Genomic DNA, 26,362 nt, shown 5'->3' with positions numbered 1-26,362 from the left:
TTACTTGATTATTTGCAGTACATCCTGCAAAGCATTCAATGAGCGCTCTGCAATCAGAGCGTTTTTCTCTTTTTTATTACGTATCTTTTTACCTAAAGACGGCAGCAGTCCAAAATTAACATTCATCGGCTGAAAATCCCTGATTTCAGGATTGCTTATATAATGTGCCAATGCACCGTGAGCTGTTTCTTTAGGGAAGGTAATATCGGGAAGCTCTAAATAAGCCCGAGCGGTATGAATACCAGCCATCAAACCAGAAGCAGCCGATTCCACATAGCCTTCTACACCTGTCATTTGCCCGGCAAAGTAAAATCTCGGCATCGCTTTAAAATTAAACTTATCATTCAATAATTTAGGCGAATTGATATAAGAGTTTTTGTGCATTACACCATACCGGACAAATTCTGCATTTTCCAGCCCCGGAATCATACCAAAAACACGTTTTTGCTCAGGCCATTTTAAATGAGTCTGAAATCCGACCAGATTATACAGCGAAGCAGCAGCATTATCCTGACGCAGCTGGACCACGGCGTAGGCCTGTTTACCAGTTCTCTGATCTACCAGTCCAACAGGCTTTAGTGGACCGAAGCGCATGGTATCTTCACCGCGGCGAGCCATTTCTTCAATAGGCATACAGGCTTCAAAAAAAACTTCTTTTTCAAATTCTTTGACCGGAGCCAGCTCTGCTGTTCGTAAAGCTTCCCAAAACGCCAGATATTCTTCTTTGGTTTCAAACGGGCAATTCAAATAATCTGCATCACCTTTATCATAACGTGAGGCACGATATACTTTTTCATAATTCAAGGACTCTGCGGTCACAATAGGCGCAGCGGCATCAAAAAAATGAAAATAATCTGCTTCTACCAGCTTTTTGATATTTTCAGCCAATACTGCTGACGTCAAAGGCCCGCTGGCAACTACAACATAACCTTCCAACTGCTGCAAATCTGTTACTTCTTCATAAACCACAGTAATTAAAGGGTGATTTTTAATAATTTCCGTAATTCCCTGAGCAAAACCTTCCCTGTCGACAGCTAAGGCTCCGCCGGCTGGAATCTGATGTTTATCAGCCTGCTGCATGATCAGAGAATCAAGGCGGCGCATCTCTTCTTTAAGAAGACCGACAGCATTTTCCAAATTATTGGCACGCAGAGAATTGCTGCAAACAAGTTCCGCAAAGTCTGCAGTTTTATGCGCTTCGTCAGACTTTACCGGACGCATTTCATGCAAAATTACAGGAATGCCATATCTAATTATTTGATATGCTGCTTCACAGCCGGCTAAACCTGCGCCGATAACATGAATCGGTTTATTTGCTTTTAGCACTTTTGCGTCCTGCCTTTCCTTTTTTTATATGCAAGCCATTTTCACAGGTTTCATTAGAACAGTACAGTTTCTTATTGCCGTTCTTTTCAATTCGTTCCAGCATCACTTTACCGCATTTCGGACATTTTTCTTCTGTTGGCCTGTCCCATGATGTAAATTTACATTCCGGATAATTGGCACAGCCATAAAAAATACGGCGCGTTTTTGTCTTGCGCTCGATAACTTCACCGCCGCATTCAGGGCACTTAACACCGATCTTATGCAGAATCGGCTTCGTGTTGCGGCATTCCGGAAAACCGGGACATGCCAGGAACTTACCAAAACGCCCCTGCTTTATTACCATCATACGTCCGCATTTTTCGCATTTCACATCACTGACTTCTACAGGAGCTTCTACTGCCTCAATTTCTTTGTCGGCTTTTTCCATCAATTTTGAAAACGGCACATAGAATTTTTCCAGTATTTTAGTCTTATCAGCTTTATGCTCAGCAATCTCATCAAGCTCTGTTTCTAATTCAGCAGAAAAAGGAATATCAATAATATCTTTGAAATAATTAGTCAGCATATCGACGATCATGAGCCCCAGCTCGGTAATCATCAGTTTTTTGCCTTCCTTAGCAATATAACCGCGGTCCAGAATAGTCTGGATAGTAGGCGAATAAGTACTCGGCCGTCCAATACCTTTGTCTTCCAGCTCTTTTACCAGGGTCGCCTCAGTAAAGTGCGCCGGGGGTTCGGTGAAGTGCTGTTCAGCCGGTAAAAGTTTATATAATTCTACAGGCGTTTTAGCCTCCAGATAAGGAACGGTTTTATCCTTATCCTCGAGCAGGTCTTTTTTATCGCTTAGCTTTAAAAAGCCTTCAAACTTCAAAACAGAGCCCGTTGCACGCAATTGGTAATCGCCGGCGCCGATCAGCAAAGTAGTAACATCAAAAACAGCCGATGCCATCTGACTTGCAACAGCACGGTTCCAAATCAAAGAATAGAGCTTAAGCTGATCTTTATTCAGATGTTTTGCCATTTCCAGCGGTGTACGATGTACACTTGTGGGGCGGATCGCCTCATGTGCGTCCTGGGCATTTTTTTTACTTGAATAGCTGTTTGCATGTGAAGGCCTGAATTCTTTGCCAAACTCACTTTCAATATAACTGCGGATATCAGCAGCAGCAACATCAGCAATACGTACTGAGTCGGTTCTCATATAAGTAATCAAACCGACAGAACCTTCTTTGCCCACAGCAACACCTTCGTACAGCTGTTGAGCTACCATCATCGTCTTTTTGGTAGTAAAATTCAGACGTTTAACAGCCTCCTGCTGCAGGCTGCTGGTAGTAAACGGAGGCAGCGGATTACGTTTACGCTCTTTTTTTGTTGCTTCTTCAATGATATAAGCAGCTTTAGCCAAAGCTTTTTCTACAATAGCCGCTTCCTCAGCAGTATGTATTTCCAGTTTTTTGCCCAGATGTTTGATAACCTCTGCTTCAAAAATAGGAGCTTTAGCTTTTTCACGCAGTTTAGCATTCAAAGTCCAATATTCTTTAGGAATGAAATCAGCGATTTCTTTTTCACGGTCAGCAATGATTTTTACTGCTACCGATTGTACACGTCCGGCACTCAAGCCTTTTCTTATTTTACGCCATAACAAAGGACTAAGCTGATAGCCTACGATACGATCAATAATACGACGTGCCTGTTGAGCATCAACTTTATCCAAATCAATCGGGCGCGGATTCTTCAAAGCATCTTTTATGGCACCAGAAGTGATTTCATGAAACTCAATCCGACAGTTTGCTTCCGGATCAACACCAAGGATATGCGCTAAATGCCAGCCAATAGCTTCGCCTTCGCGATCAGGGTCAGTTGCCAGATAAATTTTATCAGCTTTTTTGGCCAAAGTTTTCAATTCTTTAATCAATTCGCCTTTACCGCGAATATTAATATATTTAGGCTCAAAATCATGTTCGATATCAACGCCAAACAAACTTTTTGGCAAATCGCGCAAATGTCCCATTGAAGCGCGGACAGTATAATTGCGCCCTAAAAATTTTTCAATAGTTTTTGACTTAGTAGGTGATTCCACGATTACTAAATTTTTCGTCATAATAATAAGTCCTCCTAAATTCGGTAATACCTGCGCCCATCTGCCAGGCCAAGTTTACCTTGCATTTGCAGATCCAGCAGTTCCCCGCTGATCTCTGCCAGAGAGCGACCGCTTAATTCTACCAGTTCCTCTAACGTAACCGGTTCCTGTGTCATTATATCCATCAATTGTTTAGCCAGTTCTGAAACGGCCTCTGCTCCTTCACTGGCAAACAACGATAAATTCTCTATTTTCTGCTTACTGCCGAAGTTCAATTCCAGATCATTCAAAATATCTTCCGGCCTATCTACAAGCTGTGCTCCAGATTTTATCAGACTATGGCAGCCAATACTGTTAGGCAGATAAATACTTCCTGGAATACAATATACCTCATGCCCTTCATCTGCGGCAAATTCAGCCGTTATCATAGCACCGCTCTTTTTAGCCGCCTCAACTACCAGTATACCTTTCGTCATTCCGTTGATGATTCTGTTGCGCGACGGGAAGTTAGCAGCAAGAGGTTCTGTTCCAGGTGCAAATTCTGTTACCAGCGCCCCATTTGAACATATCTGCTCGAAAAGCGCTGTATTTTCACGCGGATAAACAACATCTATACCGCAGCCAAGTACGGCAATCGTACTTCCCCCAGCCTGTAAAGCACCTTTGTGAGCAGCACTATCAATACCCTTAGCTCCACCGCTTACAATAACCAGCCCCGCTGAAGCAAGATCAGCAGCAAAGTCACCCGCCGCCTTTAACCCATAAGTAGAAGCTCGACGTGAACCGACGATACCGATACTGCAATCAAGCCTGGGCAAATTACCCTTGATATATAAAACCTTCGGCGGTAATGCGATATGCCTTAATGAGACCGGATAGTCCGCATCACTGCTTATCATCAGCCGCACCTGCTGCCGCTCGCAAAAATTCTGCAGCTGTTCAGGTAACGCAAGATTTCTAAATTTTAGGAACTTATCAATGGCCGCCTCTTTATAAACGCGGGCAGCCAAAAGCTCTTGTCTATCAGCAAGATACGCACTACGCGCACTGCCAAACACCGCAACTAAAGCTTCAAGCTTACTGTTGCCCAATCCGACAGCAGCGCTTAAAGCACCCCAATAATAACGCTCCACAGCAATGCCTCCGATAAATTGCAGGCATCCACACGAAAACCGGGTGTCGCAAAATATTATTTTTCCCAAATCCATTTCATTATAGAGTTGATTTAGTCAACGGTCAAGCTTTTACTTATTTTTCAAGTTTTTTTAAAATATAATTGCTTATTTCTTCTGCAGCTCCAGGTTTACCATATTTCAAGCTGCGCTGCTGCCTCTGAAGCAAGCGTACTTGGGAGTCGACATCCGCATATCGGCAGACCATCGTTTTTACTTCCTGAGGCGAACCGGCTACCTGTGCACCGCAATACTGCTCTAAATAAACAGCATTACCGGTTTCCTGACCAGGCAGCGGCTTATAAATAATATAATTGCAGCCCGCAATCAATGTTTCAGCCGCTGTTAAACCACCGGCTTTAGTTACGACAATATCAGCAGCCAGCAATAACTCCGGTACATCATCCGTAAATCCATAAACAGTCAGTGGTATTTCTTTAAAAATTTCCAGGCGGTGCTGCAAAATTTCATTATGTCCTGCGACCGCAATTATTTTCAAACGCTGTGGCAAATAACCGTGGAAAGCTTTAACTATGCTCTCCATCGGTAACAAGCCTTCGCCGCCGCCCATCAACAGACATACTATATCCTGCTCAGACCAATTAAATTTACGACGCAGCTCCTGACGATCATATGCTTGGTAAAATTGCCGCCGAACCGGTATTCCCGTCGGTAAAACCTCAGCATCAGTCCCATCAAACTGTGCACGCAGATTTTCTGATGCTGCAAAATACACATCAACGCCTTCGCAAAGCCACCATTTATGTACAGTATAATCAGTAACCACCGCTCCCAACAGCAAATCCGGCTTGAATTTTTTCTTATAGATAGCCATGATACCTGCCGGTGTAGCATGTGTGGCAATTACAGCATCGGGGTTGGTCCTGACGATAAAATCCTGTGCCAAACTTGCTAAGGTACCATTAATAAAGTTACGCAGCCATAGCGACCCGCTCTTACGGTTTCCCCATTTATAAGCCAGCTCATACAGCCAGGGACAATATGAGAGTACCCATAAATAAAAACGTAAAAAAGCATTGCCGATACTGCCCGGAAAAAAGTCAAAAATACTTCCGTGCACTACCTGCACATTGTCTGCCAGTGCAAAAGACTGTTCCAGAGCCTGAGCGGCCAGCTTATGCCCTGAACCTATCGGAGCCGACAATAATAATATTGTATATTTTTTTTCACAAGATGCCATTTATAAACTCCATTTAAGAAAAATTTATCAAAAAACTTGAACCTGTAGCGCTATTATTGTATCATAAAATGTAATTAGCACAATATCAAGAGCTAATTTATTCTATATAATGATGGAGGTTATCATGAAAAATCGTTTACCAGTTGAACATTTTCATTTTCCGGTAGAAAAAATCAAAGCCGGTTATTACACCGACGCTTATTTTCTGCGTACCGAGGAGATACTGAATGGCGATAATCACCATCCTAGAGTAATGATGCAGCTTTTTACCCGTGAACCGGTAGTTGTTTGCGGCATCGATGAAACTATCGCCCTGATCAAAACCTGCGCACATAATCCTGAAAATATTACGATCTATGCTTTACATGACGGAGATGAGGTTGCCCCCTGGGAAACACTAATGACGATCGAAGGTGATCTGGCAGACTTTGCCCATCTGGAAACTATCTATCTTGGTTTTCTGGCGCGGCAAAGCCGTATAGCTACTAATGTACGCCGTGTTGTCAAAGCAGCAAACGGCAAACCGGTCCTCTTTTTCCCTGCCCGGTATGATACCTATCAAACCCAGGAATCTGACGGCTATGCTGCTATGATTGGCGGTATCAAAGGTTTCTCTACTGATGCCAACGCCTTAGCCAGCAATGGCAAAGGTCTGGGAACTATTCCCCACGCCCTGATCGCAGCATACAACGGCGACACGCTGGCAGCAACCAGCGCCTTTGATAAATATGTAGCGCCTGATATCGCGCGTATTGCCCTGGTCGACTTTGATAATGACTGTGTTGGTACGACTTTACAGGTAGCACGCAAACTTGGCCGCAAATTAGCAGGAGTCCGCTTGGATACCTCCGGCACTATGGTAGATAAAAGCCTGCTCAGCCAAATGGGTATGTTCAAACCGACAGGCGTCTGCAAGGAACTAGTACATAATGTACGCACAGCACTTGATGCAGAAGGTTTCGATTATGTAAAAATTATCGTTTCCGGCGGATTTGACGCCGAACGTATCAAAGAGTTTGAAGCATTAAAGGTTCCTGTAGATACTTATGCAGTAGGATCCAGCCTTTTTGACGGTAATATCAACTTTACAGCGGATATCGTTATGGTAGACGGCAAAGAATGCGCTAAAGCAGGACGAGTACATCTTCCCAACCCACGGCTGGAACTTGTTAAGTAATTTTGAAAAAAGTAAAAGCACTGTGAGATTCTCACAGTGCTTTTTTATCAAACAAGATTATTTTTTCCAGATACCAAGCGGAGCTCCTACAGGCCAGAACTGACGACCATAGAAATTATTAAGGAACCCGGCTCCGGCGCCATATAAGGAAATAAGCGCTACTGCCATTTCAGCATAAGCAGCCATGGTGTGCGGGAAATGACCGCCGATACCAAGTCCGTCTAAAGCTAAACCTAAAAGTAAGATATCAATGAAAACCATATCTACGAATAAGAACAGACTTGCAGAGGACGCAGCAATGGTACCAATGCAGGCAAATATAAAATAGGCCAAAAATGCAAAACCAATAGCTTTAGGATCCACACCGGCAGCAAGACCAGGACCAAAGGTTCCTGCTTTAATCATCCAGCTCATACCTACTGCAGACCAGAAAAAGCCGAAAGCACTGAAAATTGTTGCGCCAAAAATATTGCGATGGCAATAGTCAAAATAACCAGCCAACAGCTGGGCGAAGGATCCGCAGAAAAGAGCCCACGGCAAAACCCAGGATACTCCTTCAACGATACCTAATTTTTGTGCAGAAGCCACCATTGTTACGACGGCCAGACCAAATAGTCCCAAGGGTGTAGGGTCGGCTACTGCGATTTGAACATGCTGCGTTGAATCATTATTAGTACTCATTCATACGCCTCCTTTATTTTGGTTTGGTTGTGAATTATTCCACACGCATATATAATATACTTTAAAACTAACAACATCGTCAATAACTGTTACATAAATTTAACACTTTTGTATACAAGTGTGATATTGTATATTTTTCAGAAAACTTATCTGTACTATAATCGCACTATTTTAGTATATAATTTATATAAAAGGAAGTGATTTTATGAGTTTAAATGCTACCCCATCTTCTGAACGCGTTCACATCGGTATCTTCGGTAAACGTAACGCTGGCAAATCAAGCCTTATCAACGCGATCACCGGGCAAAATTTAGCAATCGTTTCTGAAGCCAAAGGTACAACCACAGATCCTGTTTATAAAGCTATGGAACTGCTGCCGATGGGACCGGTAATGATCATTGATACTCCTGGTATCGACGATGAAGGCGTTTTGGGTAACCTGCGTATTCAAAAAGCATATCAGGTACTCAACAAAACCGATATCGCGCTTGTAATTATTGACGCTGCAGTTGGCCCTTCTGCTGAAGATCTGCGTTTGATAAAACGAATCAATGCCAAAAAAATCCCCCTGCTCATAGTTATCAACAAATGTGAAACCATAAATGAAGATAAAAAAACTGCTTATCAAGCTCTGCTGTCAAACGGGAAACTTTTATTTGTCAGTGCTGAACAGAAGCTCAATATTTTTGAGCTTAAAGAAGCAATCGCCCAAACCGTACCTGCAGATGAAAATAAAGCACAGATAGTTGCTGATCTGCTGTCGCCTTCGGACTTCGTTGTCTTAGTAGTGCCCATCGATTCTGCCGCCCCTAAAGGAAGACTGATCCTGCCGCAGCAGCAAACGATCCGCGATATTTTGGAAGCAGATGCTGCCGCTATTGTAGTTAAAGAAAACGAACTGACCAACACACTGCAAAATTTAGGTAAACGACCCAAACTGGTTATCACCGACAGTCAGGTCTTTAAAAAAGTTGCTGCTGAAACGCCGGCAGATATTCTTCTGACCTCTTTTTCGATCCTGTTTGCACGCTATAAAGGTAATCTGCAGACTTCCGTTCAAGGCGTTACCGCACTTGAAAGCCTTGAGGACGGAGATAAAATCCTCATAGGCGAAGGTTGCACACATCACCGCCAATGCGATGATATCGGCACCGTTAAGCTGCCACGCTGGATCAAAGAATATACCGGTAAAAATCCAGAATTTATTTTTACCAGCGGCACGGAATTTCCCCTAGACTTATCGCCGTATAAAATGATTATCCACTGCGGCGCCTGTATGCTGAACGAACGTGAAATGCAGTACCGCATCAAATGTGCCGCAGACCAAAACATACCTTTCACCAATTACGGTATCACTATCGCCTATATCAACGGTATTTTAAAACGCACCGTTGAACCCTTCCCACAGATTTATAAATTACTGGATAAATAATAAAAAGCTGAAACCAAAAGGTTTCAGCTTTTTATTTAAACTTTAGCGTACTTCTTCAAACATTTCCGCACCTACACCGCAGGTAGGACAGATATAATCTTCGGGCAGGCTTGCACCTTCATAAATATAGCCGCAAACCTTGCAGCGAAATTGTTTTAAACCTGCTGCAGACTGAATTTCTGTCGGAGCGATATAAACTCCTCCCAAATCAGAACTTCTGTCAAAATACACCGTATGCAGCATCTGTTCTGCCAACTCACTTAAGGGTTCACCGTAAAATTCTTCGTATAATTTAATGATTTCAGGATTTTCGTGGCTTAACCGCAGCTGCATCGAATCGTCACGTTTATAAAGGCCTTCGATACGCTTGGCACGCAGCGCATCACCTTTATATTCCCTGTCTTTAGGCTGACCGCCCCCACCGATGCATCCGCCCGGACAAGTCATTACTTCGACAAAATGATAGCTTTTTTCGCCGCTTTTGATTTTTTCGATCAATTTACGGACATTAGCAGTACCATAGACGATAGCAACCTTTACTTTCAAGCCGTCAATGTCTACGGAAGCTTCTTTGATACCTTCCAAACCGCGTACGGGCTTCAAATCATATAGTGCTGCCGGAGCAGTTTTTTTCGTTACAAAAGTGTAAGCACTGCGTACTGCAGCTTCCATAACGCCACCGGTATTACCGAAAATCACGCCGGCACCTGACCCCAGTCCCATAAAGTCATCATATGCCTGATCTTCCAATGCTGCGAAATCAATATTTTCATCTTTGGCCAGCATAGCCAGTTCACGCGTAGTAATAACATAATCCATATCACGCATACCGTTCATACCTAAATGCCTTGCAGCAGCATTCATCTCATCACGGCGGATTTCATATTTTTTAGCTGTACAGGGAGTAACAGCCACATTAACTATTTTTTGGGGATCAAGTCCCATTCTTTTTGCAAAATAAGTTTTGATTGTCGGCCCCTGCATTCCTATCGGGCTTTTAGCACTGGAAATATGCGGAAGCATTTCCGGATAATAGGTTTCAGCAAATTTGACCCAGGCCGGACAGCAACTGGTAAACTGTGGCAGCGTTTTTTCGCCTTTTGTGATACGTTCCACCAACTCACTGGCTTCTTCCATGATCGTAAGGTCAGCAGCAAAATTAGTATCCAACACATAATCTGCCCCCAGTTTTTTCAGCAGCGCTACCATTTTTCCTTCAACAAAGCTACCGTCTGCCATAGCAAATTCTTCACCTAAAGCAATGCGCACAGAAGGAGAAGTGCTGAAAATAACGATCTTTTCAGGATCGCGCATTGCTGCTGCTACTTCATAAGCCTCAACCTTTTCAGTAATACTGTCTGCCGGGCACACATTAGCGCACTGCCCGCAGTTTATACAGATAGGCACATCTCCGGTCGCCTTGAGATCGTAGGTACCGCAGACACCGATATAATCGGTGCAGACTGCTTTACAGGAACCGCATTTGATGCATTTGAATTCCAACCTTTGTACAGCAGGATTATCCGGTTCAATAGCAACACGGATATCTGTAAATTGATGTTTACTCATATAAAAGACCCTCCTCTTTTATCACTGCCTTTATTATAACTGCTCTCAATTATTCTTGCAATAGATACTAAAAGAAAATTATTATCCTAATTGCAGATAAAAAATAACTGCCGTAACGCAGTTATTTTATCTGTCCATATAAATTTATTCAAAAGTATAAAACTCATCGCCACTGCCGCATTAAATATGAGTAAATAAAGCACACTGCTACTTTTTATAACGTTTATAAGCAAAAAACACGATGCCCGTAACAATAACCAATACTGTCAAACGCATACTGTTTTGCTTAAAATTTACAATATCATGCCCAATAACAACTTCTAATGCCGTCGAAGGAAATTTACCGATCAGGTTGGCAATAATATAATCTCTGACGCTGATTTTGCTCAAAGCCCCGATGGCAGTTAAAATTCCCGAAGGAAAATAAGGCAGCGCTCTGGCAAATGCCATCCACTGCAAACCGTTCTTACCGCTGGCTTCGTCGATATTTTTCAGGCTGTTACTTGTAGCAATGATCTTTTCAGCAGTACCTCTGAATAAATAACGCATCAGCAGAAAGCTGATCACAACACCGACAGTTTCCGCCAGCCAGGAAATCAGTATTCCCAGTGGCAGACCGAAAATCAAACCATTAGCCGTCGAAAGAAAAATTGAAGGAAAAATACTGGCCGCATTGATGAACACATCCAGTAAAAAACTGATCACAATTGCCCAGGGCCCAAAAGACCGCAGATATTCAGCCAAAGCATTGACGTTACCGCTGATAGCCAGTTTAAGAGTTTTATCAAAAAAATCCTGAGCAAAAAAATGTATACAGCATCCCAGCAGCACCAAAAAAGCCACCGCAATGATTTTAGTTATGACATCAGGGTCACGATACCATTTAGTTTTATTCTCCATTAAAACTCCTTTAATATTACGAATAAAAAATACGCTGGAACCGTTCGTCAAATTGACTGCTAAGAGCATCTTCGATCTCTCGCAGCATCTGCGGGTTCTTGAACGCTTTTTTCGCTAATTCACGTGCTTCTATCAAAACGCCTATATCTTGCAGTATATCAGCAATATATAAATCAGGCAAGCCGTGCTGACGCAAACCGAATAATTGCCCGGCACCGCGCAGCTCCAGATCTTTTTCTGCCAGAAAGAACCCGTTATCACTGTCGCGCAATACCTGCAGTCGTTCCAGTGTTTCCTTATTGTCATTATCCGTAAGCAGCACACAGTACGACTGATCCTTGCCGCGCCCTACCCTGCCGCGCAGCTGATGCATCTGGGCCAACCCGAATCTGTCAGCATTTTCGATGATCATCAGCGTTGCATTGGGAACATTGACACCAACTTCAATAACTGTCGTCGTAATCAGCACTTTGATTTCTCCTGCGGCAAAGAGGCTCATAATGTCTTCTTTTTCCTGGTTTTTCAAACGTCCGTGCAGCAGAGCGCAGGGAATATTTTTTAAATACGTTGCCTGCAGTTCCGTATAAACTTCTGTTGCCGAGCGCGCTTCTACACCTTCAGATTCATCGATCAGAGCACAGACAACATAAGCCTGATGTCCGGCCTGTACCTGACGCACCAGTCCAGCATATACGGCATTACGCTTCTCACCGGTGTAGCACAAAGTCTCAATCGGTTTACGTCCAACAGGTTTTCCCTGCATCATGGAAGTATCAAGATCACCATAAATAGTTAAAGCTAAGGTTCGCGGGATCGGAGTAGCAGTCATAACTAAAATATCTGGGGCAAACTGTGATTTATTGGATAATTTCGCCCTCTGATCTACACCAAAACGATGCTGTTCATCAGTAACCACCAGCGCTAATCTGGCAAAAACAACATCGTCCTGGATCAGGGCATGCGTGCCAACCAGTACATCAATCTCTCCCAGCTCCAGATTTTCTAAAATTTCCCGACGTTTAGCTTTTTTGACACTGCTTGTCAAAAGCTCGACTCTTAACCCCTGTTTGCCCAAATATTCTGTCAGGGTTTCAAAATGCTGCTGTGCCAAAATTTCTGTCGGCACCATAATACAGCCCTGATATCCGTTTTCAGCCGTTTTAGCGAGCGCCAGAGCCGAAACAACAGTCTTGCCAGATCCTACATCACCCTGCAGCAACCTGTGCATCGGCTTGTTATCCTGCATATCAAGTGATATTTCCTGCCAGGCCTTCTGCTGCGCTTCAGTAAGTTCAAACGGCAGTGAGTTTTTCACCGCTGTAACAAGCTTGCCGTCCACGCCGTGCTTGATGCCCTGCCTCACCTCTTTAATGCGGTCGCGATAATAGAGCAGCCCGCATTGCAGTAGAAACAGTTCTTCAAAAATAAATCTTTTTTTAGCTTCTGCCAGTTTAGCAAAACTGCCAGGAAAATGAATATTCTTCAATGCAGTATAACGATCCGGCAGCTGCCTTTCTGTTATAATACTTGCCGGCAATGTTTCCGGCAAATATTGTTCTGCCTTTGCCAGTGCCTGTTTGACTGCTGTACGTACCGCTACCTGTGTCAAAGAACCTGTCAGACTATAAACAGGTAAAATTCCTAAAGCATTGATACTTTCATTACGGTCGGCAATTTGAATAAACGCTTCGGAAACAAATTTTGCCGTTGTACCGCGGCGTACTTTACCAATAACAATCAGACGCATACCTGATTTGTATTTACGGGCCTGATACCGCTGCGCTGCAAACAGAAAAATATCGGCGTAACTGCCATCGTCCTGAACTGTGATCACAGTATAGCGTTTCCCTCTGCCTGAATATTTATCTGCAACTCGAAACACTTCCCCTGTAAAAAGCTGTTTTTCGTTATCAGTAGTCAGCTCTCCGATACGTTTCACTTTAGAATAATCAAGATAACTGTCCATTCTCGGGAACCGGTTGAGTAGATCACCGACCGTTTCTATATTCAATTTCTGAAATTCTAAAGCTTTTTTTATCCCTATACCTTTTAAACTGGTAACAGGCTCACGCCACCACATAAAATCACTGCCAATCTATAAAATTTACTTGCTTTTACCTACAGTCTATGGTATGATACTTTTGTTAAATTTGTAACTAATGCTCGTAATACGTTAAGGAGGTGGGACTCATGGCATCCATTTGCGAAGTCTGCGGCAAAGGTACTCTCGCTGGCAATAACGTCAGCCATTCCAATAGACATACTAAACGTGCTTGGAAACCGAACATTCAACAAGTAAGGGCTATTGTTAACGAATCTGTAAAACGCGTTAATGTTTGCACTCGTTGCTTGCGTTCCGGTAAAGTTACCCGCGCTATCTAATTTATGATTATTAAAAATAAACCAAATACCTAACGGTATTTGGTTTATTTTTATTTTACCGGTACACCGCATTCCGGACAAAATTTTACAAGCGAACTGATTTTGGCCTTACAGCTGGGACAAAGGATAAAGGCCCGGTATTCACGCAGCTTGTTTTCAAATAAGTCGTAAAAAAGATTGACTTCTTTATCCTGTGGCTTCCAGTTATAAACCTGAATCCTCTTACCATGAACATCAGCAAAAACCTGAGTAGTTTCTTCGTCCATCGCCTGTGCCGAAAAACGCATAACCTTTTTATCATTATGGCATTCAAGAATGCCATTTTCATCATCACGGGAATCAACCGTCACACCCATTTCATTGACTGTAAGCAATAACAGATTCCAAGCGCTTTTATTGTTTATTTCGTAAATACGGTTATCAAAACAACCGCCGGCACCATCAATTCTCATTAGCTGACCTCCAGAAAATTTTAGATAATAAATTAATACTCATATTATAACATAAAATAAACGCCAATCGCAGTGCTTTAAACGAATAAATCGTAACAATTATGTAAAAAATCCCCAAACCTGACGGCTTGGGGATTTATTTTCAACCTTATTATTTTGCGTAGTCAACAGCGCGTGTTTCACGAATGATGACGACTTTGATCTGACCGGGATATTCCATCTCGGCTTCAATCTTTTTAGCAATATCGCGCGCTAACAAAATAGATGTAGCATCATCGATCTGGTCAGGTTTTACCATTATGCGAATTTCGCGTCCTGCTTGGACAGCAAAGCATTTTTCAACGCCTTCAAAAGATTCAGAAATCTCTTCCAATCGAGTTAACCGTTTCAAATAGCTTTCCAATGTTTCGCGTCTCGCGCCAGGTCTTGCGGCAGAAACAGCATCAGCTGCAGCTACCAGAACTGCTTCAACACTCTTAGGCTCTACATCGCCATGATGGGCCATGATAGCATTGAGTACCAATTCAGATTCACGATATTTCTTAGCAATTTCCATGCCGATCTCAACGTGGGAACCTTCCATCTCGTGATCGATAGCTTTACCAATATCATGCAGTAAACCAGCACGTTTGGCTAAAACTACGTCAACGCCCAATTCTGAGGCCATCAAGCCTGCTAGATGAGCAACCTCAACAGAATGATTCAGGACATTTTGACCATAGCTGGTACGATATTTCAAGCGGCCCAGTAATTTTATCAGTTCAGGATGCAAACCATGCACACCTACCGCAAAAGTAGCCTGCTCGCCTGCTTCTTTGATCTTTTGTTCGACCTCTTTTTGTGCTTTTTCAACCATTTCCTCGATACGGGACGGATGGATACGACCGTCGTTGATCAGTTTTTCCAGAGCAACGCGGGCAACCTCACGGCGTACGGGGTCAAAACCGGAAATAATTACCGCCTCCGGCGTATCGTCAATGATCAGGTCAATACCGGTCAAAGTTTCCAGTGTCCGGATATTTCTGCCCTCACGGCCAATGATACGGCCTTTCATTTCATCATTAGGCAGGGCTACTACAGAAACAGTAGTTTCTGCTACGTGGTCGGCCGCACAACGCTGAATCGCCAGAGAAATGATCTCTCTGGCCTTCTTGTCTGCTTCCTCTTTCGCCTGCTGCTCCAAATCTTTAATGAGCATTGCGGTTTCGTGTTTCACTTCTTCTTCAACAGATTGAAGAAGTTCTTTTTTAGCATCTTCGGTAGATAAACCGGACAAACGTTCCAGTTCACCCAATTGTTTTTGATATAATGCATCGACTTTAGCCTGACTGTCACTGAGGAAAGTCTCTCTAACAGCTAAGTGTTCCTCTTTTTTCTCAAAAGACTCTATCTTACGGTCAAGATTTTCTTCTTTTTGCAAAAGACGTCTTTCCTGACGTTGGATATCACTGCGACGCTCTTTATTTTCTCGTTCCATCTCACTGCGCATGCGGTGGATTTCTTCTTTAGCTTCTACTAACGCTTCTTTGCGTTTAGCTTCACCGGTCTGTTCCGCCTCCTGAATGATACGAATAGCGGTTTCTTCAGCAGTAGCAATTTTGTTTTCAGCAACATTTTTACGTACTAAATAACCGATCGCACCACCAACGGCACCAGCACCGATAGTAATACCGATAAGTTCTAAAATGATTTTCACCTCCTTATTAATTTTTAAAAAAAATGAGGCAACAAACTATTGTCGCCTCGTGGATAACATTCATTCATTAATTATTAACACGATTGGATACTATAATTTTAAATGGATTTTATATAAAAGTCAAGTTAGCAGTCATCCATTAATATCACAGAACCATGTATATTATTAATGCTTTTTTGAATATATTTACTTGCAAAGCCACGCGCATACAGGTACCTGCCAATAGCGGCCCGGCCTTCCTGCGTAGCAGGATCATATTTTTTAGGATTACGTTTTAAACAAGACTGCAGAGCCTTCTCCGCCCGTTCCTGTTCCTCAGCTTCAGAAAACTGCGCTAAAATATCGTTTATATAACGTTCGGCCACATTTTTTTTCTGCAGCTCCAGCCGCAGGTGACATCTGCCATAGTATTTTTTAGAAAGCCAGGCTTCAAAAACCCTCTGTCCATAACGTTTTTCATCTAAGAAACCATATTCCAGCAGTTTTTGGATAGTACTCTTGATGATGCCAGCATCTGCACCTTTACGTTTCAGCTTCAGTTCCATATCCTTACGGCTGTAATCACGATAGCTCAGAATATCTAAAGCATAATCATACGCTTCCTGCTCAGTCGCTAAGTTCTTGGACGACCGGTTCAGCATCGCTTACACCGCTTTCTGCGCTTACTAATTTGGCAATAGTATGCTCGCGGATCTTGGCTTCGATCTCAGTAGCCATTTCCGGATTTTCTTTGAGAAAATCTTTGACCTTTTCTTTGCCCTGTCCCAAACGAACCTCGCCGTAGGAATACCATGCACCGCTTTTATTGATGATGTCAAACTCTGCACCCAGATCTACGATGCAGCCTTCATGGGAAATGCCTTCACCGTACATAATATCAAATTCTGCCTGTTTGAAAGGCGGAGCGATTTTATTTTTAACGATTTTCACGCGGGTACGGTTGCCTATCATATCGTTGCCGTTTTTCAGAGTTTCAATCCGTCGTACATCCATGCGGACAGTGGAATAAAATTTCAACGCTCTGCCGCCGGTAGTTGTTTCTGGATTTCCGAACATAACTCCGACTTTTTCGCGGATCTGATTGATGAAAACAGTAGCACATTTAGACTTGGAAATGATACCGGTCAGCTTACGCAGAGCCTGACTCATCAACCTGGCCTGCAGGCCAACGTGAGAATCACCCATCTCGCCTTCGATCTCTGCACGCGGTACCAAAGCCGCTACGGAGTCGATAACGATGATATCGATAGCGCCGCTGCGTACTAAAGCATCAGCGATCTCCAATGCCTGCTCGCCGTTATCAGGCTGCGAAATCAGCAGATTGTCGACATCGACGCCCAGCTTACGTGCGTATTCAGGGTCCAAAGCATGCTCAGCGTCGATAAACGCCGCATAACCACCGATTTTCTGTGTTTCAGCGATCATATGCAGGGCAACTGTAGTTTTACCGGAAGATTCCGGGCCATAGATCTCGATGACCCTGCCGCGTGGAATGCCGCCTACTCCCAAAGCTATATCTAAAGACAAAGCGCCTGTAGGAATAACCTCTATGTTCATTTTAGCGCTGGCTTCGCCCAATTTCATGATCGAACCTTTACCGAAATCTTTTTCGATTTGGCGCATTGCATTTTCCAACGCTTTTGTTTTTTCAGCGTTCAGTTTTTCCGTACTCATTTGATCAAGCCTCCTGTTTCGTTGCTGTCAATTACTATCTACAAATAGTATACAAACAACTGTTCGAGGTGTCAAGATTTATTTATTTTTTCAGCAACCGGGCAATTTCTTCCCCGCTGAATTTATAGGTTTCGTTGCAGAACTGGCAATGCACCTCTGTTTCCTCATCCTGACTCATGGCCGAGATATCTTCCTGCCCTAAAGTCGCCAATGCTCCCAATATCTTTTCTCTACTGCAGCGGCATTTATAACTAAGCTCTATGCTCTCCTGAATTGTTACATCTAGACCGCGGGCAATAGTTTCGATCATCTTTTCTGGAGTATAACCCAGCTCCAGCAGCTGCGTAACATAAGGAGTTAAACTGATGTTTTCCTCCAGCTGTGCCAGCGTTTCCTCTGCGCAGCCTGGCATTGCCTGAATAAAGTACCCGCCTGAAGCTATGACCTGCCCCTCTTTATTGACCAATACGCCTAACGCCACAGAAGACGGTGTCTGTTCAGACGTGTATAGATAATTAGTAAGGTCACTGGCGATCTCGCCGTCAACCAGTTCGGCATAGCCGGTAAAAGGTTCAGCGTTCTGCAGATAACGGGTCACAATAATATTGCCGGCTCCAATAGCGCCGCCAACATCCAGCTTGCCGTTTTTCAGCGGCAAAAATACATCCGGATCACCTACATAACCACGCACATGCGTGCCTTCTGCATCGGCAACGACTTCGCCGATCGGCCCGTCACCCTTTAAACGCAGGGCAATGCGTTCATTATCTTTCATAGTAGCTGCTAAAAGCAGGGCTCCGTTCATCGCCCTGCCCAAAGCGGCACTAGCCAAATGGGAAGTATGATGCCTGATAGCAGCCTCCTGTACCAGATTAGTAGTACACAGCGCATAAATTCGTACACCTTCAGCCGTGCCTTTAGTCAAAATATCTTTCATTATATATACCTCTTAGAATCTACGATTAACGTACGTTTAAAAATCAGATGTTTTTCAACAGATTGACCATTTCGATAGCAGTCATTGCAGCATCAACACCTTTGTTGCCAGCTTTAGTACCGGCACGTTCAACAGCCTGCTCAATATTTTCGGTAGTCAGAACGCCGAAAGCTACCGGAACACCTGTTTCCAGACCAACATGCGCCACGCCTTTAGAAGTTTCGGCACAAACATAGTCAAAATGAGGAGTAGAACCGCGGATAACCGCACCCAAACAGATAACAGCATCATATTTGCCACTCACTGCAAGCTTCTGCGCTGCCAAAGGGATCTCGAATGCTCCTGGGACCCAAACTGCAGTAATATCTTCATTGTCCATCCCATGACGTTCCAGGCAGTCGATAGCACCGCTCAAAAGCTTGCTGGTGATAAATTCATTAAAACGGGCTACAACAATAGCCACTTTCATACCTTGTGCTGTTAATTGACCTTCTAAAGTTTTCATATTCATTGCCTCCATTTTAAGTTAATTTGATTTTTATATCAGCTGCAGCAGTTGCAGTGTTTATGCTCATGACCTTCGTGCAGCTCATGCCCCATTTTTTCCTCTTTGACTTCCAGATAGAACTCGTTAAAAGGGTTAGCGTCGATAACGATAGGCACTCTTTCGCTTACGGTGATGCCATAGCCGGAAAGCCCCACACGTTTGGCAGGATTATTAGTGATCAGACGAATGCTGGTCAAGCCTAGGTCGGAAAGGATCTGAGCTCCGATACCATAATCACGCAGATCCGGAGCAAAGCCCAGCTTAACATTGGCTTCAACGGTATCATAACCCTGATCCTGCAGCGCATAAGCCCTGATTTTATTCGCCAGACCGATACCACGTCCTTCCTGACGCATATACAGTACTACACCGCACCCTTCTTTTTCTATCATTCGCAGCGCTGTTGCCAGCTGATCGCCGCAATCACAGCGCAGGGAACCGAAAGCGTCGCCGGTCAGACATTCTGAATGTACGCGTACCAAGACATCTTTTTTACCGGACACCTCACCTTTAACGATGGCAACATGGCAAAGATCATCCAGATCATTTTCGTAAGCTACAGCGCGGAAATTGCCGTATTTACTCGGCAGCGCGGCTTCAGCCGCACGATGCACCATTTTTTCGTGCGCCTTGCGGTAAGCGACCAAAGCAGCAACGGTAATAAAAACCAACCCGTGTTCTTTAGCAAATTCTTTCAATTCAGGAGTACGAGCCATATTGCCGTCTTCGCTCATGATCTCGCAGCAGATACCGACTGGCTTCAATCCAGCCAGCTTACACAGATCTACAGTCGCCTCGGTGTGCCCTGTGCGGCGCAGTACGCCGCCTTCACGTGCACGCAGCGGAAAAACATGTCCCGGACGACGGAAATCATCAGGCTGCGCGTTATCATCAGCACATTTTTTCATCGTATATGCGCGTTCGTGCGCCGAAATACCCGTAGTAGTATCGACGTGATCGATAGATACGGAGAACGCAGTTTCGTGATTATCAGTATTTTTAGCTACCATCGCGCCAAATTGCAACTTATCCATGATCTCCGGAGCTGCCGGCATACAGATCAGACCGCGTGCGTATTTTGCCATAAAGTTTACTGCCTCAGGCGTACACAGCTCGGCAGCCATAATCAGATCACCTTCGTTTTCCCTATCCTCGTCATCAGTTACCAAAACCATTTTACCGGCTTTGATAGCTGCTATCGCTTCTTCAACTGTATTAAATTTGAACTCTTCCATTTTCATAGCCTCCTTATTTACATAAAACCGTTTTCGAATAAAGTAGCTTTACTCAAAACGCTGGTTTCATCCTTTTTCTCTGCCTTATTGCCAAACTTCAGCATCTGTTCAACATATTTACCGATAATGTCTGTCTCCAGATTGACCTCGTCGCCAACGGTCTTAAAGCCTAAAGTAGTTTCCTTCGAGGTATGCGGGATCAGCGATACTGAAAAAGTATCCTCGGTGACATCCGTTACCGTCAGACTGATACCATCGATAGCAATAGAACCCTTATGCAGGATGTAACGCATCAACTCCGGCGGCGTTTTTACCGTTACCACATTAGCTATGCCGTCCTGCCGGCATTTCGCGATCACACCGATCCCCTCCACATGACCGCTGACGATATGTCCGTCCAGGCCATCCATCAACCGCAGCGTCCTTTCCAGATTGACCCGGTCGCCGCTGCGCAGATCACGCAGATTGCTCAAACGCATGGTTTCCGGCATCACGTCAGCCGTAAACTCACCGCTGCCCAAAACAACTACTGTCAGGCAAACGCCGTTCACTGCAACGCTGTCGCCTATTTTTAAATTATCCAGCACTTTTCTAGCGGCTACAGTCAGATGATAACTGTTCTGCACTCTCTTCAACCCGCGCACAGTGCCAAGCTCTGCAACTAATCCAGTAAACATATCAGCATTTATTCCTTTCCACTCTGCCAGTCAGCAAAATATCTGCTCCTAAAGGCAGTGTTTCTGTCTCCTTCAAAACATAACAATCCTCCATCAGCGCAAAGCCTTTGCCGCCGACCGGAGTCAACGCCTCTTTGCCGCCGATCAGTTTCGGTGCGATAAACGCATAAATACGATCCACCAAGCCGGCTTCTAAAAAGTCACCGTGCACTGTACTGCCTCCTTCAACCAAAATACTGGTCAGATTACGCCCAGCCAGCTCCTGCAGCAGCAACGCTACAGGCAGCTTGCCATTGACCGCAGGCAGCTGAAGCACTTCTACCTTCGGCAGCGCCTGCAGCGCTTCTGCTTTGGACTGCTTGGCGCCCGGTAAACAAGTGCCTGTGACCAGCAAGGTTTCAGCCTCGCCGTCAAAAATCTTCGCAGTCATGGGTATTTCACAGTTACTGTCCAACACTATCCGCAGCGGGTTTCGCCCCTCTACCAACCTGGTAGTAAGCTCCGGATCATCTGCCAGCACCGTATTCTTACCGACCAGGATACAATCGTGAGCCTTGCGCAAATAGTGCCCATAAGCTCTGGCGTCCTCGCCGGTGATCCATTTCGAATCGCCGGTCCTTGTAGCTATCTTACCGTCTAAAGTCATTGCATATTTCATCGAAACAAAGGGTCTGCCGGTTACGATCCAGTGGAAAAACTTCTCGTTAAGCAGACGTGCCTCTTCTGCGCACACGCCCACAGTAACCTCGATCCCCGCATCGCGTAAACGCTTAAAACCGTTGCCGGCAACCTTGGGGTTCGGGTCTTCGACCGCCGCAACCACACGTTTCAGTCCGGCAGCAATAATCGCCTCGCAACAGGGTCCGGTACGTCCAAAATGCGAACAGGGCTCCAGTGTTACATATATCGTTCCGCCACGGGCCAGCTTTTTTGCTTCCTTCAACGCATTGATCTCGGCATGAGGCTGCCCTGCCTTATGATGATAGCCTTCGCCTACAACTTCTCCATCAGCACTGACGATAACTGCACCTACCATAGGATTGGGGCTGGTATCACCTTCAGCCAGACAGGCTAAAGCCAGCGCCTGCCGCATATATAATTCATCGTCCATTAAGTCACCTTCTTCAAGTAAGCTTACGATATGCCCTGAAATTAGAAAAACCACAGGCAAAACCTTTTGGGGTTTTGTCTATGGCTCAGTAAACAAACTCATAGCCGCCTTTTCTCATCCAGACTATACTGTCGGTACCGGAATCACACCGGATCATGCTCACAAAGAAGCTCGCGGACTATAACCGCCGGTAGGGAATCACACCCTGCCCCAAAGGCTACCGTATTTAATTACTTTCTAAAATATAGCACAAAATATTCAAAGCGTCAATTTCTTAAAAGCGAACTTCCTGTGAACAAACAGTATGCCTTCTGGCACCAACTATTTTTTTGGAAGCAGGCGGACTTGCTCTTCCCGCCCGCTTCCAAAGATGGAGGAATGAGTGTAAACTCGTCTTATTGTCAGGCAGCAGCCCAAAGGCAAATCTGCCGTAACAGCTCTTGAAAATTAGCTTCTAGCATCGCTATCGCCTCAGCCGACGCATCATCGATATGCAGGCCTACGGTCACTGTAACAGTATGTCCAAGCATCCTGGCCAGTTCTAAGGCGGCTTTGCGTGCCAGCAGGTCTTCCTTATGCCCTGTCAGGCACAGTACCGATGCCGAAGAAGAAACTATATTTTTATCTTTTAAGCTGGGGCGCGGTACGCCTACGGCGACAGCACCGATATGCTGCTTTTCACCGCCGCCGATAACGACCGTCAGATCATCACCACAGCGTACTGCCACAGCTTCCAGCAAATATTCCTGCGCTCCCAAGGAAAAAGACTTTGCCTGCATTTTAGTCCTCCCCTTTCCAGGCCACAAAATGCTTATAATCAATACCAAACTGCATCAGGACCTTACCGATGATATGCTGCATTTGCTTTTCCACCGAATTTGACCCATTGTAAAAAGTCAGCATCGGCGGCACAACGACGCAGCCGTAATCAGCAGCTTCCTTGATATTACGCAGATGCAGCCTGCTCAAAGGCATTTCGCGCGGTACGATAACTACCTTCCTGCCCTCCTTTAGACAAACGTCAGCGGAACGCAGCAGCAGATTATCTGTATAGCCGGCTGCTATCCCGGCGACTGTTTTCATACTGCAGGGTATTACGATCATTCCATCAGTTTTAAACGAGCCGCTGGAAATACTGGCAGCCATATTTTTATTGCTGTGCACAACATCGGCCAGAGTGCATACATCCTGTACGGTAAGATCCGTTTCGCACTCAAAATTTTTAACTGCACCTTCAGTTACAACTAAGTGAACTTCACAATCCGGGAGTAATTTTAAAGCTTTCAACATCTCATAGCCCAAAATGACCCCGCTGGCTCCGGAAATACCAACGATCAGACGCATCTCCAGCCCTCCTTCAGCAGATTATTTATCAAACAAGCCTAACATCGACCAGTACGGAACTTCAATCAGTACAGTCATAACATAGATAACGATAATGAACGGAATACCCAAACGGATCGTTTCCTTCTGTGAATACATACCGTTATCTTCACCCAAACCGACCAGCATGTTCAAATGCTGGAAAGGCAGCACATAGTGAGAAGCAACTGCCGAATAAGCGAGCAGCGCCGGAACAAGCGGCGTAATACCCATCTGGCTGGTAAAGGTGATCATAGCTGGGATAATGATACCCATAACTGCGATAACGCTGCCCAAAAGCATATGTATAATAATTGAAATAGTTGCGATAAACGCTGCCAGGATATATGGATCAGACGGAACTGTACCAGGCAATACTGTCTGGGCTATCCATGCATTCATACCGGTAGCGCCGCCAACACGTCCGATAGCAACAGCAGCAGTCAAAAAAATCAGTACATGCAGAGGAACACCGCTCCAGCTTGCCGGCGTCAGAATTTCGCCAACCAAAGGCAGGCTCATTGCCATTGCGATAAACAAGGTTACCCAACCGATATCGACGCCATGCAGAGTATCAGTCATCCAAAGAATGATCGCTAAAGTTACCCAAAAGGCAGTCCGAAGCTCTTTCCCACTCATTGGACCCATAGCTGCTAATTTAGCACGCATTTCCTCTTTGTTGACCTGTACTTCCTGAGTTGGCTTAAATAGGAACAAAATCATAAAGCAGGTAATAATACTTACGATAATACTGGGTGGTCCCATCAATTTAAACCAGCCAAGCCAACCTAGAGAAACACCGGATGATTGTACTGCCAGCGGACTGATAGTAGCATCGCCAGTCAAAAAGATCAGGGAAACCGGAACAGAAGCGGCAAAAACAGTAAAGCCTATTTTAACTGCATCCACACGAGGAATATTCGCACTTTTAATAACGACCGCCATAACTGACATAATCAGGAAAGCACGCGGCCAGGGATGCGGAATCAAAAGACTGAGGATAAAAGTCAGAATAAAAATCGCCACGATAATACTCTTAAATGAAGTTACATAAGAAATGATAAATTTATAAGCGATACGTTCGCCAAGTCCAGATTCTTTAACTGCACCGGCAATCAAATAAGCGCCTACAATCAAAAACATCATTGGACCAGTCCAGGTCGAAAAAATGAGAGCAGGTTTTTCAACCCCAAAAACTGCGAGGAGTAATAGATAAAGACCGGAAGTATAACCCGGCTGAGTGATTTGAAAGCCCCAGAAAATTACGGTCATAAAAGAAAGCGCCATACATATCTGACCATTTCTTGCAAGTCCTGGGATATCGGCCGTGCCGATCAACAGTGCTACGATAATGCCTAAAATAAACCCTATTCTCGCTTTATTCATTCCCACAAATAAAACCTCCTATCTCTTACAACTTTTGAACATCCACAACCAATAAAATATCTATTTTAATAATTAAGTTTATGTGCAGCAAATTTAATTATTGTAATTTATTAAGTTATGGAGTATCCTTATGCTAATGAGCAAGAGCTTTTTGACAGCTCCTAAAAATCTTTTTCCCCTCCTTCCCTTTCGTCTCCAGCAATTCTCTTTCTTGCTTTTCATCATAGAACCAGCCCGTCTAAAAGGCAATTCAGTTAAATAAACACGTCATTCTTGTTAGGAATTTCCAAAGGTGAAAGCTTGTATTCCATTCTCGAATATGTGTATATAGCAAAATCGAATATAATTTAAATGAAGAAGGTAAAGATTTTAAAACAAATCTCATTTTTTTACTATTTGCTATCGTGTTTTAATTTGCACAGAAGGGCGGATTGAATTTATGAATCTTAATCAATTGAAATACTTTCTGGCCATTGTCAAAACAGGTAGCTTTTCAAATGCTGCCGATGATATGTATATCTCCCAATCGTCAATGTCCAAACAGATAAAAGCCCTGGAAACAGAACTGGGTGTCGATCTCTTCAAACGCGAACATTCCAAGGTCTATCTGACTGAAATAGGTGCGGAATTTGCCAAATATGCTGAAATGACCATCAAACAACACAACGATATGCTGCTTTATTTAGATGAATTTGCTACCAAGAAGTCCAATACTATTCGTTTTGGGTCAATACCTGTAGTATCCTCCTATGGTATCAGCGCTCAGATAGCCCAATTTACAACCAACTATAAACCCGATGTTAACGTCGTTATCGATATGCACGAGACCAACCAGCAGGAAGTTATGAAAGAGCTGTTTGACGGAGCCATCGACATTGCGCTGATACGTACTGATTATCTTGATGAAGTAGATGTCTTTGACTGTATTCCATATAAGAAAGATATTTTTGTTCTGGTCTGCAATCAAAATCATCCTTTAAGTACAAAAGAAGCTGTTTCCCTGAATGACCTGATAAAATACCCACTTTCACTTTTAGATACCTCATCGGTCATTTATACGATCGTTATGAAAGCATTTGAACGCCACGGCATCGAGAAAAAAACAAAATGTCTGACAACAAGGCACAAGATCCTTATGGAGATCCTGCAGACGGCGCCAAATATTTCGCTACTGCCGCTCAGTCTCGTTGACCTGACACTTTTCCCTCATCTCTGTACCGTTCCTCTAGTTGAAGAACTCACAAGCGATGTGGCGCTGATAAAACTCAAAAAACGCCGCCTCAATAAAATTACCAAGGATTTTTGGATCTATTGGCAAAAATATTTTCAAATGCAATAAATAAAAAACCACTGCTCAGCAGTGGT

General features: G+C 44.1%; 24 protein-coding genes and 1 riboswitch. Of the genes, 4 read left to right on the top strand and 20 right to left on the bottom strand.

Annotation, left to right across the window (positions count from 1 at the left end):
- The 4 genes from trmFO to PFJ30894_RS07995 all read right to left on the bottom strand — a co-directional run bounded on the left by trmFO (position 1) and on the right by PFJ30894_RS07995 (position 5,779).
- Positions 1 to 1,326, bottom strand: coding sequence for a methylenetetrahydrofolate--tRNA-(uracil(54)-C(5))-methyltransferase (FADH(2)-oxidizing) TrmFO (gene trmFO, locus PFJ30894_RS08010; protein WP_021718459.1), 1,326 nt, complete (start codon positions 1,324 to 1,326; stop codon positions 1 to 3).
- Positions 1,310 to 3,427, bottom strand: coding sequence for a type I DNA topoisomerase (gene topA, locus PFJ30894_RS08005; RefSeq protein ID WP_021718458.1), 2,118 nt, complete (start codon positions 3,425 to 3,427; stop codon positions 1,310 to 1,312). The genes trmFO and topA overlap by 17 nt, the downstream gene beginning before the upstream one ends.
- 14 nt (positions 3,428 to 3,441) lie before the next feature.
- Positions 3,442 to 4,539 carry a DNA-processing protein DprA gene (gene dprA, locus PFJ30894_RS08000; protein WP_021718457.1) on the bottom strand — a complete coding sequence of 366 codons (1,098 nt, stop codon included), beginning with the start codon at positions 4,537 to 4,539 and terminating at the stop codon, positions 3,442 to 3,444.
- A 115-nt stretch (positions 4,540 to 4,654) separates the two neighbouring features.
- Entirely contained in the window at positions 4,655 to 5,779 is a 1,125-nt protein-coding gene (locus tag PFJ30894_RS07995; protein WP_125669521.1) for an MGDG synthase family glycosyltransferase, read from the bottom strand.
- Between the two features lie 124 nt (positions 5,780 to 5,903).
- On the opposite strand from PFJ30894_RS07995, the gene PFJ30894_RS07990 reads away from it, so the two are divergent.
- Complete coding sequence (locus tag PFJ30894_RS07990; RefSeq protein ID WP_125669520.1) at positions 5,904 to 6,956, top strand: nicotinate phosphoribosyltransferase; 1,053 nt, start codon at positions 5,904 to 5,906, stop codon at positions 6,954 to 6,956.
- A gap of 57 nt (positions 6,957 to 7,013) precedes the next feature.
- On the opposite strand, the gene PFJ30894_RS07985 is transcribed toward PFJ30894_RS07990, so the two are convergent.
- On the bottom strand, positions 7,014 to 7,637 hold the full coding sequence (locus PFJ30894_RS07985) for an acetate uptake transporter (RefSeq protein ID WP_113076994.1): 624 nt from the start codon (positions 7,635 to 7,637) through the stop codon (positions 7,014 to 7,016).
- Between the two features lie 205 nt (positions 7,638 to 7,842).
- Here PFJ30894_RS07985 and hydF point away from each other — a divergent pair, with 205 nt between their 5' ends.
- The gene (hydF, locus tag PFJ30894_RS07980; RefSeq protein WP_125669519.1) at positions 7,843 to 9,069 is read left to right on the top strand and encodes a [FeFe] hydrogenase H-cluster maturation GTPase HydF; all 1,227 of its coding nucleotides are present in this window, start codon (positions 7,843 to 7,845) and stop codon (positions 9,067 to 9,069) included.
- Positions 9,070 to 9,111: 42 nt separating this feature from the next.
- On the opposite strand, the gene PFJ30894_RS07975 is transcribed toward hydF, so the two are convergent.
- The 3 genes from PFJ30894_RS07975 to recG form a co-directional block, all read right to left on the bottom strand.
- On the bottom strand, positions 9,112 to 10,638 hold the full coding sequence (locus PFJ30894_RS07975; protein WP_125669518.1) for a [FeFe] hydrogenase, group A: 1,527 nt from the start codon (positions 10,636 to 10,638) through the stop codon (positions 9,112 to 9,114).
- Positions 10,639 to 10,845: 207 nt separating this feature from the next.
- Positions 10,846 to 11,538 carry a TVP38/TMEM64 family protein gene (locus tag PFJ30894_RS07970; protein WP_021718447.1) on the bottom strand — a complete coding sequence of 231 codons (693 nt, stop codon included), beginning with the start codon at positions 11,536 to 11,538 and terminating at the stop codon, positions 10,846 to 10,848.
- A 16-nt stretch (positions 11,539 to 11,554) separates the two neighbouring features.
- Positions 11,555 to 13,618 carry an ATP-dependent DNA helicase RecG gene (gene recG, locus PFJ30894_RS07965; protein WP_125669517.1) on the bottom strand — a complete coding sequence of 688 codons (2,064 nt, stop codon included), beginning with the start codon at positions 13,616 to 13,618 and terminating at the stop codon, positions 11,555 to 11,557.
- A gap of 110 nt (positions 13,619 to 13,728) precedes the next feature.
- Between recG and rpmB the strand changes: the two genes are divergently transcribed.
- Positions 13,729 to 13,920 carry a 50S ribosomal protein L28 gene (gene rpmB / locus PFJ30894_RS07960; protein WP_021718445.1) on the top strand — a complete coding sequence of 64 codons (192 nt, stop codon included), beginning with the start codon at positions 13,729 to 13,731 and terminating at the stop codon, positions 13,918 to 13,920.
- Positions 13,921 to 13,970: 50 nt separating this feature from the next.
- Here the strand turns inward: rpmB and PFJ30894_RS07955 are convergent, their stop codons facing one another.
- From PFJ30894_RS07955 to PFJ30894_RS07900, 12 genes are all read right to left on the bottom strand, one after another.
- Positions 13,971 to 14,372: a zinc ribbon domain-containing protein gene (locus PFJ30894_RS07955; RefSeq protein ID WP_021718444.1), complete on the bottom strand. Its 402-nt coding sequence runs from the start codon at positions 14,370 to 14,372 to the stop codon at positions 13,971 to 13,973.
- Between the two features lie 151 nt (positions 14,373 to 14,523).
- The gene (gene rny / locus PFJ30894_RS07950) at positions 14,524 to 16,068 is read right to left on the bottom strand and encodes a ribonuclease Y (protein ID WP_021718443.1); all 1,545 of its coding nucleotides are present in this window, start codon (positions 16,066 to 16,068) and stop codon (positions 14,524 to 14,526) included.
- 125 nt (positions 16,069 to 16,193) lie between these two features.
- The gene (locus PFJ30894_RS07945) at positions 16,194 to 16,709 is read right to left on the bottom strand and encodes a regulatory protein RecX (protein WP_125669516.1); all 516 of its coding nucleotides are present in this window, start codon (positions 16,707 to 16,709) and stop codon (positions 16,194 to 16,196) included.
- Complete coding sequence (gene recA / locus PFJ30894_RS07940) at positions 16,675 to 17,742, bottom strand: recombinase RecA (RefSeq protein WP_125669515.1); 1,068 nt, start codon at positions 17,740 to 17,742, stop codon at positions 16,675 to 16,677. The genes PFJ30894_RS07945 and recA overlap by 35 nt, the downstream gene beginning before the upstream one ends.
- A gap of 82 nt (positions 17,743 to 17,824) precedes the next feature.
- Complete coding sequence (gene hslO, locus PFJ30894_RS07935; RefSeq protein ID WP_021718440.1) at positions 17,825 to 18,679, bottom strand: Hsp33 family molecular chaperone HslO; 855 nt, start codon at positions 18,677 to 18,679, stop codon at positions 17,825 to 17,827.
- 43 nt (positions 18,680 to 18,722) lie between these two features.
- Positions 18,723 to 19,190: a 6,7-dimethyl-8-ribityllumazine synthase gene (gene ribH / locus PFJ30894_RS07930; RefSeq protein ID WP_367883006.1), complete on the bottom strand. Its 468-nt coding sequence runs from the start codon at positions 19,188 to 19,190 to the stop codon at positions 18,723 to 18,725.
- 32 nt (positions 19,191 to 19,222) lie between these two features.
- Positions 19,223 to 20,461, bottom strand: a complete 1,239-nt coding sequence (locus PFJ30894_RS07925) for a bifunctional 3,4-dihydroxy-2-butanone-4-phosphate synthase/GTP cyclohydrolase II (RefSeq protein ID WP_125669513.1) — start codon at positions 20,459 to 20,461, stop codon at positions 19,223 to 19,225.
- Positions 20,462 to 20,478: 17 nt separating this feature from the next.
- Positions 20,479 to 21,138, bottom strand: coding sequence for a riboflavin synthase (locus tag PFJ30894_RS07920; protein WP_021718437.1), 660 nt, complete (start codon positions 21,136 to 21,138; stop codon positions 20,479 to 20,481).
- Position 21,139: 1 nt separating this feature from the next.
- Positions 21,140 to 22,249, bottom strand: coding sequence for a bifunctional diaminohydroxyphosphoribosylaminopyrimidine deaminase/5-amino-6-(5-phosphoribosylamino)uracil reductase RibD (gene ribD, locus PFJ30894_RS07915; RefSeq protein ID WP_125669512.1), 1,110 nt, complete (start codon positions 22,247 to 22,249; stop codon positions 21,140 to 21,142).
- Between the two features lie 102 nt (positions 22,250 to 22,351).
- A riboswitch (FMN riboswitch) is annotated at positions 22,352 to 22,471 on the bottom strand.
- Between the two features lie 179 nt (positions 22,472 to 22,650).
- Complete coding sequence (gene lpdD, locus PFJ30894_RS07910; protein ID WP_113077003.1) at positions 22,651 to 23,028, bottom strand: prenylated flavin chaperone LpdD; 378 nt, start codon at positions 23,026 to 23,028, stop codon at positions 22,651 to 22,653.
- A 1-nt stretch (position 23,029) separates the two neighbouring features.
- A complete protein-coding gene (locus PFJ30894_RS07905) occupies positions 23,030 to 23,593 on the bottom strand; it encodes a UbiX family flavin prenyltransferase (protein ID WP_021718434.1) in 564 nt (187 codons plus the stop codon).
- A gap of 21 nt (positions 23,594 to 23,614) precedes the next feature.
- Positions 23,615 to 24,997, bottom strand: a complete 1,383-nt coding sequence (locus tag PFJ30894_RS07900) for an SLC13 family permease (protein WP_113077349.1) — start codon at positions 24,995 to 24,997, stop codon at positions 23,615 to 23,617.
- Positions 24,998 to 25,436: 439 nt separating this feature from the next.
- Between PFJ30894_RS07900 and PFJ30894_RS07895 the strand changes: the two genes are divergently transcribed.
- On the top strand, positions 25,437 to 26,336 hold the full coding sequence (locus PFJ30894_RS07895) for a LysR family transcriptional regulator (RefSeq protein ID WP_021718432.1): 900 nt from the start codon (positions 25,437 to 25,439) through the stop codon (positions 26,334 to 26,336).
- The last annotated feature ends 26 nt before the right edge of the window (positions 26,337 to 26,362 follow it).

The sequence above is a fragment of the Phascolarctobacterium faecium genome, from assembly GCF_003945365.1.
GTDB lineage: Bacteria > Bacillota > Negativicutes > Acidaminococcales > Acidaminococcaceae > Phascolarctobacterium > Phascolarctobacterium faecium.
This window is presented reverse-complemented; position numbering and strand designations above follow the sequence as displayed.